This window comes from Mycolicibacterium madagascariense (assembly GCF_010729665.1).
Classification (GTDB): Bacteria; Actinomycetota; Actinomycetes; order Mycobacteriales; family Mycobacteriaceae; genus Mycobacterium; species Mycobacterium madagascariense.
In genome coordinates this window covers 1,475,162-1,492,740 of record NZ_AP022610.1, presented here as the reverse complement: position 1 = coordinate 1,492,740, position 17,579 = coordinate 1,475,162, and the positions used below count along the sequence as shown (strand labels likewise).

15 protein-coding genes are annotated in these 17,579 nt (G+C 68.7%); 5 read left to right on the top strand and 10 right to left on the bottom strand.

What is annotated here, in order from left to right; genetic code table 11:
• Positions 1–6: 6 nt before the first annotated feature.
• The 4 genes from G6N60_RS07015 to G6N60_RS07000 form a co-directional block, all read right to left on the bottom strand.
• Positions 7–1,845: a flavin-containing monooxygenase gene (locus G6N60_RS07015; protein ID WP_163743584.1), complete on the bottom strand. Its 1,839-nt coding sequence runs from the start codon at positions 1,843–1,845 to the stop codon at positions 7–9.
• A gap of 5 nt (positions 1,846–1,850) precedes the next feature.
• Complete coding sequence (locus tag G6N60_RS07010) at positions 1,851–3,029, bottom strand: LLM class flavin-dependent oxidoreductase (RefSeq protein ID WP_163734439.1); 1,179 nt, start codon at positions 3,027–3,029, stop codon at positions 1,851–1,853.
• A 64-nt stretch (positions 3,030–3,093) separates the two neighbouring features.
• Positions 3,094–4,470, bottom strand: a complete 1,377-nt coding sequence (locus G6N60_RS07005) for an aromatic ring-hydroxylating oxygenase subunit alpha (protein ID WP_163734435.1) — start codon at positions 4,468–4,470, stop codon at positions 3,094–3,096.
• On the bottom strand, positions 4,470–5,312 hold the full coding sequence (locus G6N60_RS07000) for an SDR family NAD(P)-dependent oxidoreductase (RefSeq protein WP_163734432.1): 843 nt from the start codon (positions 5,310–5,312) through the stop codon (positions 4,470–4,472). The genes G6N60_RS07005 and G6N60_RS07000 overlap by 1 nt, the downstream gene beginning before the upstream one ends.
• 146 nt (positions 5,313–5,458) lie before the next feature.
• Between G6N60_RS07000 and G6N60_RS06995 the strand changes: the two genes are divergently transcribed.
• Genes G6N60_RS06995 through G6N60_RS06975 form a run of 5 tightly spaced genes read left to right on the top strand, consistent with a single transcriptional unit; the run spans position 5,459 to position 11,576 of the window.
• The gene (locus G6N60_RS06995; protein WP_163734429.1) at positions 5,459–7,045 is read left to right on the top strand and encodes an SMP-30/gluconolactonase/LRE family protein; all 1,587 of its coding nucleotides are present in this window, start codon (positions 5,459–5,461) and stop codon (positions 7,043–7,045) included.
• Positions 7,042–7,779: a GntR family transcriptional regulator gene (locus G6N60_RS06990; RefSeq protein WP_163734425.1), complete on the top strand. Its 738-nt coding sequence runs from the start codon at positions 7,042–7,044 to the stop codon at positions 7,777–7,779. Before G6N60_RS06995 ends, G6N60_RS06990 begins: the two co-directional genes overlap by 4 nt.
• A gap of 7 nt (positions 7,780–7,786) precedes the next feature.
• Positions 7,787–9,325 carry an AMP-binding protein gene (locus G6N60_RS06985; RefSeq protein WP_163734422.1) on the top strand — a complete coding sequence of 513 codons (1,539 nt, stop codon included), beginning with the start codon at positions 7,787–7,789 and terminating at the stop codon, positions 9,323–9,325.
• The gene (locus G6N60_RS06980; RefSeq protein WP_163734419.1) at positions 9,322–10,104 is read left to right on the top strand and encodes an SDR family NAD(P)-dependent oxidoreductase; all 783 of its coding nucleotides are present in this window, start codon (positions 9,322–9,324) and stop codon (positions 10,102–10,104) included. The genes G6N60_RS06985 and G6N60_RS06980 overlap by 4 nt, the downstream gene beginning before the upstream one ends.
• Complete coding sequence (locus G6N60_RS06975) at positions 10,101–11,576, top strand: AMP-binding protein (RefSeq protein WP_163743582.1); 1,476 nt, start codon at positions 10,101–10,103, stop codon at positions 11,574–11,576. Before G6N60_RS06980 ends, G6N60_RS06975 begins: the two co-directional genes overlap by 4 nt.
• Here the strand turns inward: G6N60_RS06975 and G6N60_RS06970 are convergent.
• Genes G6N60_RS06970 through G6N60_RS06945 form a run of 6 tightly spaced genes read right to left on the bottom strand, consistent with a single transcriptional unit; the run spans position 11,566 to position 17,509 of the window.
• On the bottom strand, positions 11,566–12,402 hold the full coding sequence (locus G6N60_RS06970; protein ID WP_163734417.1) for an LLM class flavin-dependent oxidoreductase: 837 nt from the start codon (positions 12,400–12,402) through the stop codon (positions 11,566–11,568). The two genes, G6N60_RS06975 and G6N60_RS06970, sit on opposite strands and share 11 nt — an antisense overlap.
• Entirely contained in the window at positions 12,402–13,406 is a 1,005-nt protein-coding gene (locus G6N60_RS06965) for a phosphotransferase family protein (RefSeq protein WP_163734414.1), read from the bottom strand. The genes G6N60_RS06970 and G6N60_RS06965 overlap by 1 nt, the downstream gene beginning before the upstream one ends.
• On the bottom strand, positions 13,394–14,179 hold the full coding sequence (locus G6N60_RS06960) for an SDR family NAD(P)-dependent oxidoreductase (protein ID WP_163734411.1): 786 nt from the start codon (positions 14,177–14,179) through the stop codon (positions 13,394–13,396). Before G6N60_RS06960 ends, G6N60_RS06965 begins: the two co-directional genes overlap by 13 nt.
• The gene (locus G6N60_RS06955) at positions 14,176–15,486 is read right to left on the bottom strand and encodes an acyl-CoA dehydrogenase family protein (protein ID WP_163734408.1); all 1,311 of its coding nucleotides are present in this window, start codon (positions 15,484–15,486) and stop codon (positions 14,176–14,178) included. The genes G6N60_RS06960 and G6N60_RS06955 overlap by 4 nt, the downstream gene beginning before the upstream one ends.
• Before the next feature lie 18 nt (positions 15,487–15,504).
• Positions 15,505–16,278, bottom strand: coding sequence for an enoyl-CoA hydratase/isomerase family protein (locus G6N60_RS06950; protein WP_163734405.1), 774 nt, complete (start codon positions 16,276–16,278; stop codon positions 15,505–15,507).
• A gap of 1 nt (position 16,279) precedes the next feature.
• Positions 16,280–17,509 (bottom strand): acetyl-CoA C-acetyltransferase, encoded by a 1,230-nt coding sequence (locus tag G6N60_RS06945; RefSeq protein WP_163743579.1) that lies wholly within the window; start codon positions 17,507–17,509, stop codon positions 16,280–16,282.
• Positions 17,510–17,579: the final 70 nt, after the last annotated feature.

Sequence of the window (17,579 nt, the reverse complement as noted above, 5' to 3'; positions counted from 1 at the left end):
CGGATGTCACGGGCGTAGCTCCAGCCCGTCGAGGTCGCCCTTCTCCCGCCACTGCGCCAGCAGGTCGCCGAACGCGTAGAAGCCCGGGCCGTACGGCTCACCGAGGTGGCTGCGGATGCCCTCGCCACCACCGCCGCCCTCGTTGTTGTAGTAGCCCGGCGTGCACTCGGCGTCGAAGGCCGAGTTGTCGATGGCCGTCTCGCGCACGGTCGCGCACCAGCCGTCCTGTGCCTCCTGCGTCGGCTCCAGCGTGGTGACGCCGCGCCGGAGCGCCTCGGCGATGACGTAGGCGATGTGCTCGCCCTGCAGTTCGTAGTTCGCGGCGATGTTGGCCGAGATGCCGACCTGCGTGAAGCCGGTGAAGAACTGGTTGGGGAAGCCGCGGCTCGTCATGCCGTGCAGCGTCTTGAATCCGTCGTGCCAGTAGTCGTAGAGCGAGACGCCGTCGCGACCCTCGATGGCGTCGATGCTGTAGCGCCTGCTGATCTCGGTGGTGATCTCGAAACCGCTGGCGTAGATGATGCAGTCGACCGGATACTCGACGCCGTTGGCGACGAAGCCCGTCTCGGTCAGCTTCTCAACGCCCTTGCTCTCCGACACGTCGACGAGCGTGACGTTGGGGAGGTTGAACGTCGGCAGGTAGTCGTCGTTGGAACATGGCCGCTTGCAGAGGAATCGGTAGTACGGCTTGAGCGCCTCGGCCGTCGCACCGTCGGCGACGAGGGTCTCGACGCGGCGGCGCAACCGCTCCATGAGCTTGTAGTCCTCCTCCTCGCGCAGACCCATGAACTGCTCGGGGGTCATCGACGCGGGGTCGGGCAGGGCCAGCACCCGGGCGGCGGTGTTGCGGCCCAACTCGGTCCAGAAGTCGCACACCAGGTCGGGTTGGCCGAGCGCCATGCCCTCGAACGTCCACGAGTGGAAGTTGCGCTGGCGTTCCTTCTGCCAGCCGGGCCCAAGGGTTTTCACCCACTCGGGGTCGGTCGGCCTGTTGTTGCGTTCGTCGACGGTCGACGGGGTGCGCTGCACGACGTAGAGCTGCTTGGCGTAGCGCCCGAGGTACGGCACGATCTGCACGCCCGTCGCGCCGGTGCCGATGATCGCGACGGTCTTGTCGGCGAGCTTGTCGAGCACCGGGTCCGACGGGCTGCCACCGGTGTAGTCGTAGTCCCAGCGCGACGAGTGGAAGCTGTGACCCGTGAAGTCCTTGAGGCCCGGGATGCCCGGCAGCTTGGGGCGATTGAAGGGGCCCGACGCCATCACCACGAAGCGGGCGCGGATGTCGTCGCCGCGATTGGTGGTGATCTTCCAGCGGTCGACGTCATCGTCCCAGATCAGATCGCGCACCTGGGTGGAGAAGATGGCGCCGTCGTACAGCCCGAAGTGCTTGCCGATGTTGCGGCAGTGCTGGTAGATCTCGGCGCCGTCGGCGAACTTCTTGCTCGGGATGAAGCCGAGTTCCTCGAGAAGCGGCACGTAGCAATAGGATTCGTTGTCGCACTGGATGCCCGGGTAGCGGTTCCAGTACCACACGCCACCGAAGTCGCCACCCATCTCGATGACGTGGACGTCGTCGACGCCCGCCTTCTTCAGATACGCCGCGCTGAGCAGGCCGCCGAAGCCACCGCCGAGCACGGCGACGTCGATGTCCGCGACGATCGGATCGCGCTCGACATACGGCGTATGCGGGTCGATCTCGGCGAACTCGGCGTAGCCGTCCCCGGTTTCGACGTACTGCTTGGAACCCTCCTTGCGCAGGCGCTTCTCGCGCTCGAGCTGGTACTTGGCCCGCAGTGCAGGAATGTCGACGTCCTCCGGCGTGGTCGTGGGGCCGCACTCTCGCATCGCCGTCACGCCGGGACCGCCGCGGGCAGCGCGGACTCGTGCAGCGGTGCCGCCATCTCGTGCACCGCGGGCAGCACCTCGCGGGCGAACAGCTTGACGCTCTCGATGCCGTCGGCGTAGGGCATCGTACCGAACTGAGGGACGATGGTCACCTCGGAGAACGAGCACGCCTCCTGGGCGGCCTTCAGCTTCTCGAAGATGGTGTCGGGCGTGCCGATCAGCAGGTTCGACGCGTGGTAGCCGGGCATCTTCTTCGTACCGGGCTCGGGCTTCTGCACGGCCTCGGCGAGCACGGCCGTCGCACCGGCTTCCCGTGCGGCGTAGGCCTCATACCCCTTGACGCCCTTGAAGTTCGACGCATCGGCGAAGCCGTAGTGCACGGTGACGTCGCGGTTGGCCGTCCAGATCCACTCGTCGGTCTGCTGCGCGTCAGGCTCGTCCGGCGTGCAGTACATGAACATGACGTTCTTGGGCTGACACGGCTCGAAGCCCTCCTCCTGACGGAAGGTGTTGACCTTCTGGACCTCTGCGCCGGCATCCCAGATCGGCTTGTTGCCGACGAACAGCGGCACCATGCCGCGCCGCGACAGGATCTCCAGGGACTCGGCCGTCGACGACGAGCTGTAGATCCGCGAGAAGAGGTCCTTGCTGTACGGCTCTGGGCGCAGCGACATCTCGGGGAATTTGAAGATCTCGCCGTCGTAGGAGAAGCGCTCGCCGCTGAACGCCAGCTCCAGGATGTCCAGGCACTCGTTGAACCGCTCGCGGCTCTCCTCACGGGGCACGCCGACGGCGTCGAACTCCGACTTGGACACCCCGCGCCCGATGCCGATCGTGTTGTAACGGCCCTTCGAGACGATGTCGAGATAGGCGATCTGGTGGGCCAGCCGCACCGGGTTCCACCACGGGGCCACGGCCACGAACGTGCCGAGCCCGACGCGCTCGGTACGGCCCGCGAAGTAGGTCAGAGCCTGAATCGGGTTGGGCGTCATGCCGTATGGCGTGCCGCAGTGCTCGGGGAACCAGATCCCGTCGAAGCCCAGCGGTTCGGCGAGATCACCGAGCGCCAAGGCGCCCTCGACGCACTGCCAGTCGGGGGTTTCCGCCGGGCTGCTGAAGTTCCCCGCCAGAACGCGGTCCCAATCGTGCGAGTTCTGCGCTCCAGTGCCGAGATTGACCTTCATGACTGCTCCCTTTCGAGGATTTGTGGAGTATTCGTTGCGGGCACCGCTCCCGAACCGACACGAATCACGCGAGATCCTGCGGTGCGCCGGTGCCCATGTACTTGGACAGCTGATAGTGGAGGTTGACGGTGCTGCGTTCGCGGTACGGATTGGGCTTGGTGCCGGGGAAGCCGAGTGACTTCATGCCCTGCTGCACGGCGGCCATGTTCGAGAAGTCCTGCGGCAGCACCGACAGCCAGTTCGGGTCGCCGACGGGTGTGTAGACCCATTCGGTCTGCGGCTCTTGGCCCTTCGGGTACAGCTCGAACACCGCGACCTCGAAGATGCACTTGTTCGGGTCGTAGCTCGGGTCGGGGCGGGCGCTATAGCAGAGGGCGCTCGTCAGGCCCTGGCCGATCTGGAAGTTGGGGAACAGCTGCCACGCCGTGCCACTCTGGCCGAGGATGTCGGCGGGAATGGTCGGCCAGATGACCCCGCGCGCCGCATCGTCGTTGCGCGCCGAGGTCAGCCAATGCTCGAGCACCTTGTTGGCGGGTGTGCCCTCGGGCAATTCGTCGACCAGGCGCTTGGCGGCGTTCACCAGGGTCTGCGTGGTGGTCGCGTTGGTCTCCTCCATGGTGTACACCTGCATCTCAGCGGTCGAGATGCGCGGGTCACCGGAGCCGAGCCGGATCTTGGACTTGGTCTCGTCCAACCCCTTTGGCGCGTCGTAGCCGATGTTGCTATGCCTACCCTGCGCCTTGGCCCAGCCCTTGAACTCGCCGAACTTGTTGAACTCCGGGTGCGTCGTGAAGACGTGGTAGGTCTCGTTGAAGGCCTCCAGCGCGACCTTCCAGTTGCAGTCGAAGTTCAGCCACTTGCGCCACTTGAAGCGCATGTTCTCCAGGCCGAAGGGATCGAGGATCTTGGCGGCGGGAAAGAGGTAGTCGGCCAACGGTTCTGGATCGACGTCCATGTTGACGAACAGCCAGCCGCCCCAGGTGTCGACGTTGACGTGGGCCAGGTGGGTGTTCTCGGGCGTCAGCGCACCCTGCCAGTCGTCCTGCTCGCGGATGTGCGTGCAGGCGCCGTCCAAACCATATGTCCAGCCGTGGAATCCGCAGACGAACGACTTGCGGGTGCGGTCGCAGGCGTGCTTGGCGCCGGCGGGTACGTCGACCAGCTTGCGGCCGCGGTGCATGCACACGTTGTGGTGGGCGCGGAACTCGTTGGGCCCGGTACGGACGACGATGATCGAGTCGTCGAGGATGTCGTAGGTCAGGTAACTACCGACCTCGGGGATCTCCTCGACGCGGCCGACCTGCTGCCAGACCTTGCGCCACAGCCTGTCCCGCTCGGCGCGGGCGTAGGCCTCGGAGACGTAGGCTTCGACGCCGATCGTCATGGGGCTGGCGAGTTCCTCGACGACTTCGGCGACGACGTCTTCTCTGGTGTCGGTCATCAGGGCCTCCTGATCTGTTCGCGGAACGCCTCGTCCTTGAGGAACAGCGACGTGTGGTCGGGAGCCAGGTGGCTCCACTTGAGATTCATGCCGCCATCGACGAGCAGGGTCTGGCCGGTCACGTAGCTCGACAGGTCCGACAGCAGGAAGAGGATGGCGCCCGCCTGCTCCTCGGGTCGCCCGCGCCGGCCCATCGCGATAGCGGCGCGGTCGCGCTCGGGGTCGGCGTCGGTGTAGGTCGCCGAGGCGGCGGTCGCGGTGACGCCGGGGGCGACGGCGTTGACGCGGATGCCGTCGACGGCGAGCTCGAGCGCCATCGTGCGCGTCATCGCGACGACCGCGGCCTTCGCCGAGCCGTAGGCGATGTGGAACGGCGCCGTGTTCATGCCGCTGATCGAGCTGATCGAGACGATCGAGCCCGGCTTGCCCTGGGAGCGGAGTTCGGTGGCGACGGCCTGGCTGGTGAAGAAGGCCGTCTCGAGGTTCGCGGTGAACAGTTCGCGCCAGTCCGACCGCGACACCCGCGTCGACGGCATCCAGGTCGAGGGCGCCGCCCCGCCCGCGACGTTGACGAGCCCGTACAGATCTCCCTCGGTGCGCCGCACCTGGTCCATGACGGTCGCGATGCCCTCGTCGGTCGACGCGTCGGCCGCGACGGGGATGACCGACAGTCCGCGCTGCGCCAGCGGCGTGACGTGCTCGTCGAGGTTCTCCTTGGATCGGCTGACGGCGACGACGGTGGCTCCGGCCTCGGCGGCCATCGCGGTCACCGTCGTGCCGATGCCGCCCCCACCCGCGCCGGACACCACCACGATCCGACCGTCGAGACGCAGGAGATCCATGGCTCGCTTCCGTATTGTCCGGACAAGATATGTTGCTCTTCCAATTGGAGAACACTATTCCGCAGCCACGATGCACTCGTCAAGGTCGTAGGTCCGGCTGATATCGCTATTGTCTGGACTAGTACGGGCTTGCTACTGTCCGATCCGTGCAGACTCGCTACGGTGTCCCGACGTCGCCGACGGTGGCCGACGGCTGGCACCTCACCCGGCTCACCGCGGCCAGTCGGCTGTTCGGCGCCAACGGCCTGCGCACGGGTCCCGACGGCCGCGTCTACATCGCCCAGGTCACCGGCAGTCAGATCAGCGCGCTCGACGTCGACACCGGCGACCTCGCCACCGTCAGCGCCAAGGGCGGCGACATCATCGCCCCCGACGACGTTGCCTTCGACATCCGCGGCAACCTGTTCGCCACCGAGGTGATGGACGGTCGCGTCAGCGTGCGCGACGCCAAGGGGACCACCCGCGTCCTGCGCGACGACGTGCCCTCGGCCAACGGCATCACGTTCCATCGGGGCAGGCTCTTCATCGGCGAGTGCCGCGAGGGCGGCAGGCTGATGGAGTTCGACCCCGACGGCGGCCCGCCGCGGATCCTGCTGGAGGACGTGCCGTCGCCCAATGCCATGGAGGTCGGCCCCGACGGGTTGCTCTACTTCCCGGTGATGGGCGCCAACGAGATCTGGCGCATCGACCCGGACGGCTCCCACGTCGAGATCGTGGCCACCGGGCTCGGCGTCCCCGACTCGGTCAAGTTCGACGCCGACGGGTTCATCGTCTCGACGCAGGTGGCCAGCGGTCAGGTGCTGCGCATCGACCCGCGCACCGGCGCCCAGACCGTCCTGGCCCAGTTGACTCCTGGCCTCGACAACTGCACCTTCGCCGACGGTCGCCTGTTCGTGTCGAACTTCACCGGCGAGATCACCGAGATCCTCGGCGACGGGGCGACGCGCACGACGCTGCCCGGCGCCCTGAACTGGCCGCTGGATCTCGAGGTCGGCGACGACGGTCGCGTGTACGTCGCCGACGGCACCTACCTCTACGCGGTCGGGCCGGACGGGTCGCTGCAGACCGTCGGCATGCTGTTCTCACCGGGCTATCCCGGCTTCCTGCGCGGGCTGGTGCGGTCGGGTCCCGGCGAGTTCGTCGTCACCACCTCTGGCGGCCAGATCACCCGCTATCGCCCGGCGACCGACGAAAGCGACGTTCTCGCAGCCGGTTTCGACCAGCTGTACGGCATCGCCCTGACTCCCGGCGGGGTGGTGGCCGTGGAGCAGGGCACCGGGCAGGTGGTGTCGGTCGACGGGCACGGCGGGGTGGAGGTCGTCGCGAAGGGCCTCGATCGTCCCGTCGGCGTCACGGTCACGCCCGGCGGTGACGTCCTCGTCGCCGAGTCCGGTCGCGTCGTCAGGGTGACCCCCGCGGGCGTCGAGACGGTCGTCGACGGTCTTCGGCGTCCGCAGGGACTACTGGCGCGCGGCGGCGAGCTGGTCGTCGTAGACGCCGGCGAACAGGCCGTGCTCTCGGTCGACCTGACGAGTGGGGCCAGAACCGTGCTGGCCAGCGGACTGCCCATCGGACCGCCGCCGGGCGTGGAACCCAAGCCGCTGCGGGGCATGCCGCCCTTCTCGGGGCCACAGGGTCCGTTCGCGGGAATCGCGGCGGGTCCGGACGGCACGCTCTACGTCTCCGCCGACGGCGAGGGCAGCGTGCTCGTGCTCACCCGGGAGCGCGCATGACGGTCACGTCCGCCGATCACCGCTACCTGCAGGTGGCGCGGACGCTGCGCAAGGAGATCGTGGACGGCGTGTACCCCGTCGGTTCGCAGCTGCCCACCGAACACGAACTGTGCGAACGATTCTCGGTCAGCCGCTACACCGTGCGCGAAGCGCTGCGCCGGCTGCGCGACGACAACCTCGTCTCGTCGCGGCCGCGCGCGGGCACCATGGTCGTGCCGAGGGTGTCGGCGAGTTCCTACGCCCAGGACAACATGACGATCGACGATCTGCTCGCCTTCGCCAGCGGCGCGGCGTTCGAGATCGAGTCGACGCGGATGACGCGCATCGACGCCGACCTCGCCGCCCGCACCGGGCTGCCCGAGGGCGAGGAGTGGCTCGTCGTACTCGGATTTCGGGAGGCCGTCGGCGCCGAGTACACCCACTGCTGGACCGAGTACTACGTCAACCGCTCGTTCGCGGCGGTCGGTCGACTGCTGCAGCGGCACACCGGCCCGATCTTTCCGCTCATCGAGGATCTGTTTGGCATCAGCGTCGTCGAGGTGTACCAGGAGATCGGCGCGGTCCTGGTGACACCCGAACTCGCACAACGGCTCAAGGTCGACGCGGGCTCCCCGGCGGTCGAGGTGCACCGCACGTACAAGACCTCCGACGACGAGGTCGCCCAGGTCACCATCAACACCCACCCGGCATCGCGGTTCCGCCACTCGATGACGCTGCGGCGGGTCAAGGATTGACCGCGCGATGACGACAGGCGACGACGATGCCTACGCCCGCGGTCTGTGGGTCGACACCACGCTGGCCGACGCCTTGCGCGCGGCGGCGCGGGAGACCCCCGACCGAATCGTCCTGGTGGACGGGAACGTCCGCGTCGACTGCGCGAGCCTGTACGCCAACGCCCACCGACTCGCGGCGTCGCTCGCGGCCAGGATGGCGCCGGGGAGCGTGGTGTCGTTCATGCTGCCGAACTGGCACGAGGCGGCCGTCGTCTATCACGCAGCGACCCTGGCGGGGATGGTCGTCAACCCCATCCTGCCGTCCCTGCGCGACCGCGAGCTGCGGTTCATCCTCACCGATGCCCAGGCCCGAATGATCCTCGTGCCGAACGTCTTTCGGAGTCACGACTATGCGGCGATGCTGAGTCGCGTCACCGCGGCGATGGACGATGCTCCCGAGGTCGTCGTCGTGCGCGGCGAGCCGGGCCCGCACACCGCCTACGACGATCTCGTCACCGCGCCGATGGGCGAGTGTCCCGATCACCTCGACCCCGACGCGGTCCGGATGATCATGTACACCTCCGGCACCACCGGCCGGCCCAAGGGCGTGCTGCACAGCCACAATTCACTGCATGCGCTGATCCGTCAGCTGCGGGACCACTGGCGCATCGACCATGGCAGCAGGTTCCTGGTCCCGTCACCGATCGCGCACATCGGTGGTTCGATCTACGCCTTCGAATGTCCGCTGCTGGCTGGGTCGACCGCGGTCCTGATGGACCGCTGGGACGCCGCGACGGCGGTCGACCTGATGACCGCCGAGTCCATCACCCACATGGCAGGCGCCACCCCGTTCCTCGAACGACTCCTCGCCGCTGCCGAGGCGGCGGACACCCGGCTGCCCGACCTCGAGGTCTTCATCTGTGGCGGCGCCGGGGTGCCGCCATCGCTCATCCGCAGGGCGACAGCCTATTTCGAGCAGGCGGCGGTGAGCCGGGTGTACGGCTCCACCGAGGTTCCCGTCACGACCGTCGGTGCGCTCGACGACGCCGACAGCGCCGCCGACACCGACGGCAGGCCAGGCATCGCCGGCGTCCGCCTCGTCGACGGCGAGATTCGTGCGCGCGGTCCGCAGATGCTGGTCGGGTACCGCCATCCCGAGGACGCCGCGGATGCCTTCGACGACAACGGCTTCTTCCGCACCGGCGACCTCGGCCGCTGGGAGGGCGACTGCCTCGTCGTGACCGGGCGGGCCAAGGACCTCATCATCCGCAACGGGGAGAACATCTCCCCCAAGGAGGTCGAGGACGTGCTGGTGGGTCATCTCGGGATCGCCGAGGTGGCGGTCGTCGGCCTACCCGACGACCGCACCGGTGAGCGGGCCTGCGCGGTCATCGTCCCCGTCGACGGCCGCGGACCCGACGTCTCCGAACTCCGCGACTTCCTGAAGGCGAGTGGTATGGCGACGTTCAAAGTGCCCGAGCAGGTAGCCATTTGGCCCGAGCTGCCCAAGAACGATGCCGGCAAGGTGCTCAAGCACGCGATCCGCGCCACCCTGAGCGCGGGATGAGCGACGTGCGGGTGGCGGTCGTCACGGGCGCCAGCAGTGGGATCGGCTTCGGCACCGCGGTCAAGCTCGCCGAGCAGGGCATGGCCGTCCTGGGCACCGCGCGCGACGCGGCCCGATTGGCCGAACTCGCCACGGCCGTCGGCGATCCCGATCGCATCGCGACGCTCGCCGTCGACCTCGTCGCCGACGATGCGCCGCACCGCATCGTCGATGCCGCGATGCAGCGCTGGGGCCGCGTCGACGTCCTGGTCAACAACGCGGGCGCGGGCAGCCCCAAGCCCCTGCACGAGACCGACGACGACTCGCTGGACTACTTCCTCGGCCTGATGCTGCGCGCGCCGTTCCGACTGGCGCGCGAGGTCATTCCGCACCTGGCGCCCGGGTCCGCGATCATCAACGTGACGTCGACGTTCGCGGTCGTCGGCGGGCTGCGGGGCGGCGCGTACTCCGCGGCCAAGGGTGGACTCACGGCGCTGACGACCCACATCGCCTGTCAGTACGGCGCGCAGGGCATCCGCTGCAATGCCGTCGCGCCCGGCGTCACCCTGACCCCGATGGTGGCCCAACGCCTCGACGACGAGCGCTTCCGGAAGATCAACGCCGAGATGACACCGCACCAGCGGCTCGGCACCGTCGAGGACGTCGCGAGCACCGTGGCGTTCCTGTGTTCTCCGGGTGGCAGTTTCATCAACGGTCAGACCATCGTCGTCGACGGCGGGTGGAGTTCCACCAAGTACCTTTCGGAGCACGCACTGTCCTCGGAGTGGGTTCCCCGGTGAACGTCTTCTCCGTCCTGGACCAGACCGCGGCCCGCCACGGCGACCGCGGCGCGGTGTACCTCGGCGAGCAGTGCGTCCACACGTGGGCTGAATTGCGGGACAGGGCACTCCGATTGGCGGCGTCGCTTCGTGCCGTCGGCCGGCCCGGCGATCGGATCGCCGTCGCCAGCGAGAACCGGCCGGAGCTCGTCGAGCTGCTGTTCGCCGTCTGGGCCGCCGAGCGGGTGTACGTGCCCATCAACTACAAGCTGCACCCCCTGGAGATGCAGCAGATCCTCGACGACTCGGGGGCGAGCGTGGTGTTCGCCTCGCCCAAGATCGCCGCGGAGCTGCGGCCCGTGACCGACGTGCCCCTCTTGACGCTGGCGTTGCCTGACTACGAGAATCGTTTGGCCGCACCGCCTTCCGCGCCGCCGCGCGACACCGACCCCGCCTCGCTGGCGTGGCTGTTCTACACCAGCGGCACGACGGGGCGCTCGAAGGGCGCCATGCTGTCGCATCGCAACCTGATGGCGATGACGGTGTCCCATCTCGCGGACTTCGACGATCCCGACGAGTGCTGCAGCCTCGTGCACGGCGCGCCGATGTCACACGGCTCGGGCCTGTACATCGCGCCCTACGTGCTGCGCGGTGCGCGCCAGGTGATTCCACGGTCGGCCGCCTTCGAACCGGGCGAGTTCCTCGACCTGTGCGACCACCACCCCGGCAGCAGCGCGTTCCTCGCCCCGACCATGGTGCAGCGTCTGGTCGACACCGGTCGCCCGCGACCGGCCCACCTGCGCACCGTGGTCTACGGCGGCGGCCCCATGTACGTGGATTCGATGAAGAAGGCGCTCAAGGCTTTCGGGCCGATCTTCGTCCAGCTGTACGGCCAGGGCGAGGCGCCCATGACGATCACGGGGCTGCGGCGGGCCGACCACCTCGACGCCGAGGACGCCACGCTCGGCTCCGTCGGGTATGCCCGCTCCGGTGTCGACGTGGCGGTGGTCGACGCCGACGACGTGCCGGTCGCGGTGGGTGAGGTCGGCGAAATCGTCTGTCGCGGTGACGTCGTCATGTCCGGGTACTGGCGCAACGATGCCGCCACCGCCGCGACGCTTCGGCACGGCTGGCTGCGCACCGGCGACATGGGCTCGTTCGATGGGCGCGGGTACCTGACGCTGCGCGACCGGTCCAAGGACGTGGTCATCAGTGGCGGAAGCAACATCTATCCGCGCGAGGTGGAGGAGGTGCTGATCGAGCACCCCGACGTCACCGAGGCGTGCGTCGTCGGCACGCCCGATCCCGACTGGGGCGAGGTCGTCGTGGCCTTCGTCGTCGGTACGGCCTCGGCGGCCGAGCTCGATGCGCACCTGCTCGAGCGCATCGCCCGGTTCAAGCGACCCAAGCGGTACGAGTATCTGGAGGAGCTGCCGAAGAACAGCTACGGCAAGGTCCTCAAACGCGAGCTGCGGGAGCGGCTCACGCGGTAGGAAAGCGACCGATCACCGTCTCGCCGAACTCCTCGATCGCGTCCGGTTGCGCCGAATCGGAGAACCAGACGTAGAACCGTTGCACGCCCTGCTCGGACAGCCCGGTGAAGAACTCGACGAGTTCGTCGGCGGTGCCGGTGACCAGCCCGGGTCCGAGCTGGCCCCACCGCTTGCGGCTGGTCTCGGCGACCTCGCGCGGGTCGCTCCCCCGGCGGGCGAAGCCGACCATCTGCTGCACCGAGGCGCGCGCAGCACCGATGGCGGGCAACAACTCTGGCAGCCTACCGAGCTGCGGTCCGGGCAGGTTCCACCAGTCGGCGTGATTGCGGACGACCTCCATCGTCCTCGGGCCGGTGCCACCGACGACGATCGGGATGGGCTTCGTCGGAGCGGGTGATTGGGCGCCGCCCCAGTACTCCTTCAGCAGCGTCAGATCGCGATCGAGTCGGTCGATGCGGTGTGCCGCGTCGCCAGTGCGCAGTCCGAACGTCGCCAGTTCGGTGGGCATCGATCCGGAGCCGATGCCCAGTTCGAACCGTCCTCCCGACGCCTCGGCCAGCGTGACCGCCTGCTTGGCCAGCACGGCGGGGTGGCGGAATGCGTCGCACAGCACCAGGTGACCGACGGTGATCCGGCTGGTCTTGGCGGCCACCCAGGTCGCGATGCCCATGGCCTCCCATACGGGCGAGCTGGGCATGCCGGGTGTTTCGAGGTGATCGAAGAACGCGACGCCGCCGAAGCCGCTGCCCTCGGCTGCCTGTGATCGCACGACGAACTCGTCGATCGGCATGCGGTACTGCGACATGTAGAGGAACCATTCGACCATCACCGTTCTCCGTCCGCGTGAATGCCCTGTCCCGCATCGATCTTGATGAAGTGCTCGGCCCGGGCCAGTAGCCAGGGCAATATCCCGGCCATCTCCTCGAACTGCGGGTCGGGAGGGACTCGGCGGCGGTCGTGCTTGACGATCAGCGACCACGTGGCTGCCGACTTGAAGCAGGCCAGGCCCTGGAACCACGCCAGCCGGGGCACGTCGGTGCCGTAGACCTCGGTAAGCTCGGAAGGCGTTGGGAGGCAACCCGAATGGGGAGTCTCGCGACGGTAGGTCGCCGGATCACCGTTGATCAGGAACCAGCCGAGGTCCACCCGCGGGTCCCCGATCGACCAGATCTCCCAGTCGATGACGGCGGTGACGTGCGTCCCGTCGGCGAGGCAGTTTCCCAGCCGAAAGTCGCCGTGCACGATGGCGGGTCGAAGCGCGGTGGGGACCGAATCCCGCAGCTGCGCAGCGACGTCCTGCCAGCCGGGCACCAGCGTGGGGTCGACGGTCTCCAGCAGTCGACACCACCGCGCGACTTCCTCGGCGGGCGTGACGACCGGCTCGGCGGCGAGGCCCACCGACGCGGGATCGACGCGATGCAGCCGCGCCAGCACCCGCGCGGCGGCCCGCAGTCGCTCGGCCATGACGTCGGTGTCCACGGGCGCGACGTCGCGATCGAACAGCGGCTCGACGGACGTACCGTCGAGAAAGGACATCGCGAACAGCGGCGGTACCTCGGGAGGGTCGCCGGCGTCCTCCAGCAGCACCTCGGGAAGCGGCACCCCCGAGGGGCCGAGCGCGCGAATGACGTAGGCCTGCCGCAAGACGTCGCGGTTCAGCGTCGGCGCCTTGCCCGGCGGGGCCACCTTCACGACCACCCGCTGCCCGTCGCGCTGCCCCACGAGCGTCACGCTCGACGCCCCTCCCGGCAGCGGACTCAGACCGGTGACGTCGAGCGACTGCAGTCGGGCCGACAGGGCATCGAACTGCGGAGGGGTCAGCCCAGCCATCCGACCTCGCGCAGGAACGTTTGGGTGTGCGCGATGCGGCCCGTCGACGTCTTCGGGTCGCCGGTGCACAGTCGGAAGACGGTCTCGACGATGAGCTCGATGTCCTCGGTATCGGTCTTCGCAAGGTCGAGGGTCCCTGCGCCGGGGGTGGCCACCGGGTTGGTGGGGGCCGCGGCGTTGACGGCGATGCCGTCGGAATACAGTTCAGCGGCAAGGCTCTTCGTCATCCGATTCAGACCCGCCTTCACGGTGCCGTACATCCCGAACCCGGCGTCGGTGTCGAACTCGGCGAACGGTGGCCCGTCGGGCAGGTCGCCGCCGACCGACGTCAGGTTGAGCACCCAGCCGCGACCGCGTTCGCGCATGGCGGGAATCGCGAGCTGGGTCAGGTGCAGTGGGGCGATCAGATGCATCTCGACCATGAGTCGCGCCCGCTTCTCGGGGAAGCCGTCGAGCGGCCGCAGGAACGTCACGGCAGCGTCGTTGACGAGGATGTCCGGTGCGCCCACCCGGTCGACCACCTCGTCGAACAGCCGTACGCGCTCCTCCGATCGAGACAGGTCTGCCTGCACGGCGACGGCGGTGCCGCCGGCCGCGGCGATCTCCTCGCACGTCTCGCGCAGGGAGCCATGGTATTTCGGATCGGGGTCCATGGTCCGGGCGGTGATCGCCACCGTTGCACCCTCGGCGGCGAACCGCTGCGCGATGGCCTTGCCGAGTCCCCGGCTGCCGCCGGTGACCAGGGCGACCCTGCCGTGACACTCCCCCGTCACGACGCGGCTCGGGTGCGCGGAATGCCCGCCAGCCGACTGGCGAACTTCGCCTCGGCCGCTTGGCGCTGACGCAGCAGGTGCTCGGTCGGGAAGACGTCGGGAGCAGGCTTGACGTCCTTGAGCAGCTGCCGGGCGAGGGTCACCTTGTGCACCTCGGTGGGGCCGTCGGCGAGCCCGAGCACGAACGACTCCGTCAGGTACTGCACGAAGGGCATCTCGTGCGACGTGCCGAGGGAACCGTGGATCTGCAACGCCCGCGCGGAGACGTCGTGCAGAACCTTCTGCATCATCGCCTTCACCGCCGAGATGTCGGCGCGCACGGCCTTGTAGTCGTTGAACTCGTCGATCTTCCAGGCGGTCTGGAGGGTGAGCAGTCGAAAGGCCTCGATCTCCATCCAGGAGTCGGCGATCATCTCCTGCACCATCTGCTTGTCGGCGAGGACCTCGCCCTGGGTGTAGCGCGACACGGCCCGCTCGCAGATCATGTCGTAGATCCGGCGTACCAGTCCGACCGTGCGCATGGCGTGGTGAATTCGCCCGCCGCCGAGCCGGGTCTGGGCGACGACGAACGCCCCACCGCGCGGACCCAGCATGTGATCGGCGGGGACCCGTACGTTCTCGTATCGCACGTAGCCCTCGCGGCCGCCTCCGCCGAGCGGCTGGTAGCCGAGGCCCACGTCGCGCAGGAGGTTGATGCCCGGCGTCTCACCGGGCACCACGAACATCGAATGCCGTTGATACGGCGGGGCTTCGGGATCGGTCACCGCCATCACGATGAGGAACGACGCCGACGAGGCGAACGACGAGTACCACTTCTCCCCGTTGATGACCCAGTGGTCGCCATCCTGGACGGCGCTGGTGGTGAACACCTTCGGGTCGGCGCCGCCCTGCGGTTCGGTCATGGAGAAGCAGGAGATGATCCGGTTGTCGAGCAGCGGTTCGAGGTAGCGCTCCTTGAGCTCCGGCGTGCCGTAGTGGGCCAGGATCTCGCTGTTGCCGGAATCGGGTGCCTGCGAACCGAACACGATCGGTGCGCACTCCGATCGGCCGAGAATCTCGTTCAGCAGGGCCAGTTTGACCTGACCGTATCCGGGCCCACCGAGATGCGGCCCCAGGTGCGTGGCCCACAGTCCGCGGTCCTTGACGATCTGCTGCAGCGGCGGGATCAACGCCTGGCGCACCGGGTCGGTCAGATCGTGAGACTCCTTGACCACGTAGTCGATGGGCTCGCACTCGGTGCGGACGAAGTCCTCGACCCAGGAGAGTTGTTCGGCCCACTCGGGATCGGTGGTGAAGTCCCACGACACGTCGATGTCCTTCCGTCGTCACGACCATGTCGCGCGCCGGGCGGCGGCGTCGTCGGTCGCATGGGTGAGTACCTGATTGCGGTTCTCCAGCTCGACCGCCTGGCTGAACCCGGGCGCGTCGGTGTTGACCTGCAGGGCCCGCTTCGTCAGTTGGACGCCGAGGGGGGCGAGACCGGCGATCCCCGTGGCCAGTTCGAGCGCTCGCTGCTCCAGCGCCTCTGGCTCGACGACCTCACTGACCAGGCCTCGGCGGTCGGCTTCCGCCGCGGACACCATGCGCCCGGTCAGCATCCAGTCGGCGGCCACGCTGGTGCCGACGATGCGGGGCAGGTGATAGCTCATCCCCATTTCGGCACCTGACAGCCCGAGCAGGATGGCCGCGTTGCCGAACGAGGCTGCGGCCGAACAGATTCGGATGTCGGCGGCCAGGCAGAGCGCGAGCCCCGCCCCGACGCACGGGCCGTTGACGGCCGCGATCACCGGCTGCGGCATCGCCCGAAGCGCCTGCGGTAGTGCGGCCATCGCCTCCTGGAACCGGAGCCGATCGATGGCGGGCGCGCTGGCCTCGAGCATGCCCGGCCCGAAGGCGCGCATGTCGATGCCGGAGCAGAACCCGCGCCCGGCGCCGGTCAGCACGACGGCACGGACGTCGGCATCGGCGCCCAATTCCGTGCAGGCCCTGCCCAATTCGCCGACCATGACCTCGTCGATCGCGTTGAGCTGCCTGGGGCGATCCAGGCGGAGCACCGCAACGCCGGGCACGGGCCTCTCGACCACCAGCGTCTGCGTCACCTCAGACCCGCTCGACGATCGTGGCGGTGCCCATGCCAGCACCGGTGCACATCGTGACGAGCCCGGTGGTCAGGTCTTGGCGCTCCAACTCGTCGAGCACGGTGCCGATGAGCATCGCACCCGTCGCACCGATGGGGTGCCCGAGCGCGATGGCGCCCCCGTTGACGTTGACGCGCTCGTGGTCGAGCTTCAGGTCGCGCATCGTCTTGAGCGGGACCGCGGCGAAGGCCTCGTTGACCTCCCACAGATCGACGTCGCCGACGGCCATGCCCGCCTTGGCCAGTGCCCGCTCGGCGGCCGGGCCCGGCGCGGTCAGCATGATGATCGGCTCGGACCCGACGGCCGCCGTCGCGACGACCTTCGCGCGTGGCGTCACGCCGTGCGCGCCCACCCAGCGGTCCGACGCCACCACGGCGGCCGCGGCCCCGTCCACCACGCCCGACGAATTGCCGGCGTGGTGAACGTGTTCGACGTGGTCGATGCCGGGGTAGCGATGCAGACACGTCTCGTCGTAGGAACGGGTCTCGCCGTCGGCCCGGTCGGTACCCAGACGGCCGAACGCCGGGCGCAGCCTGGCCAGCCCCTCCAGGCTGGTGTCCGCGCGCGGGTGCTCGTCGCGCTCCAGCACGACGGCACCGTCGGCGTCGGTCACCGGGACGAGCGATCCGGCGAACCGTCCCTCGGCGATCGCCACGGCGGCCCGCCGCTGGCTCTCGACGGCGTACGCATCGACGTCGGCTCGGGTGAAGCCCTCGAGCGTGGCGATGAGGTCTGCCGAAACACCTTGCGGGACGGTCGGATACCGCTCGCGCAGGGCCGGATTTCCGCCGTCGATGGTCACCGAGCCCGCGGCGACGTTCCACCGCGACATCGACTCGACGCCTCCGGCGATCACCAGATCCTGGGCGCCGCTGGCCACGCCCATCGCGGCCACCGTGACCGCCTGCTGACCCGACCCGCAGAACCGATTGAGCGTCATGCAGGGCACCGTCTCCGGCCACCCGGCCAGCAGCAGCGCGAGCCTGGCGACGTCGTCGCCGTGGTCACCGGCGAGAATCCCGTTGCCCGCCACGACGTCGTCGACGTCCGACGGGTCGAACCCGACGCGGGTGTGCAGGGCCTGCAAACACTGCGCCAGCAGCGCCTGCGGATGGATGCCGTGCAGGCCGCCGTCCACGCGACCCCTGCCGCGCGGCGTCCTGACGACGTCGACGATCCAGGCACTGCTCATGGGCACGGGAACGCTCCTCGGCGCCTGCTGATGGCCATCTCCTGCACGCTAACCCACTGCCGCATAACTC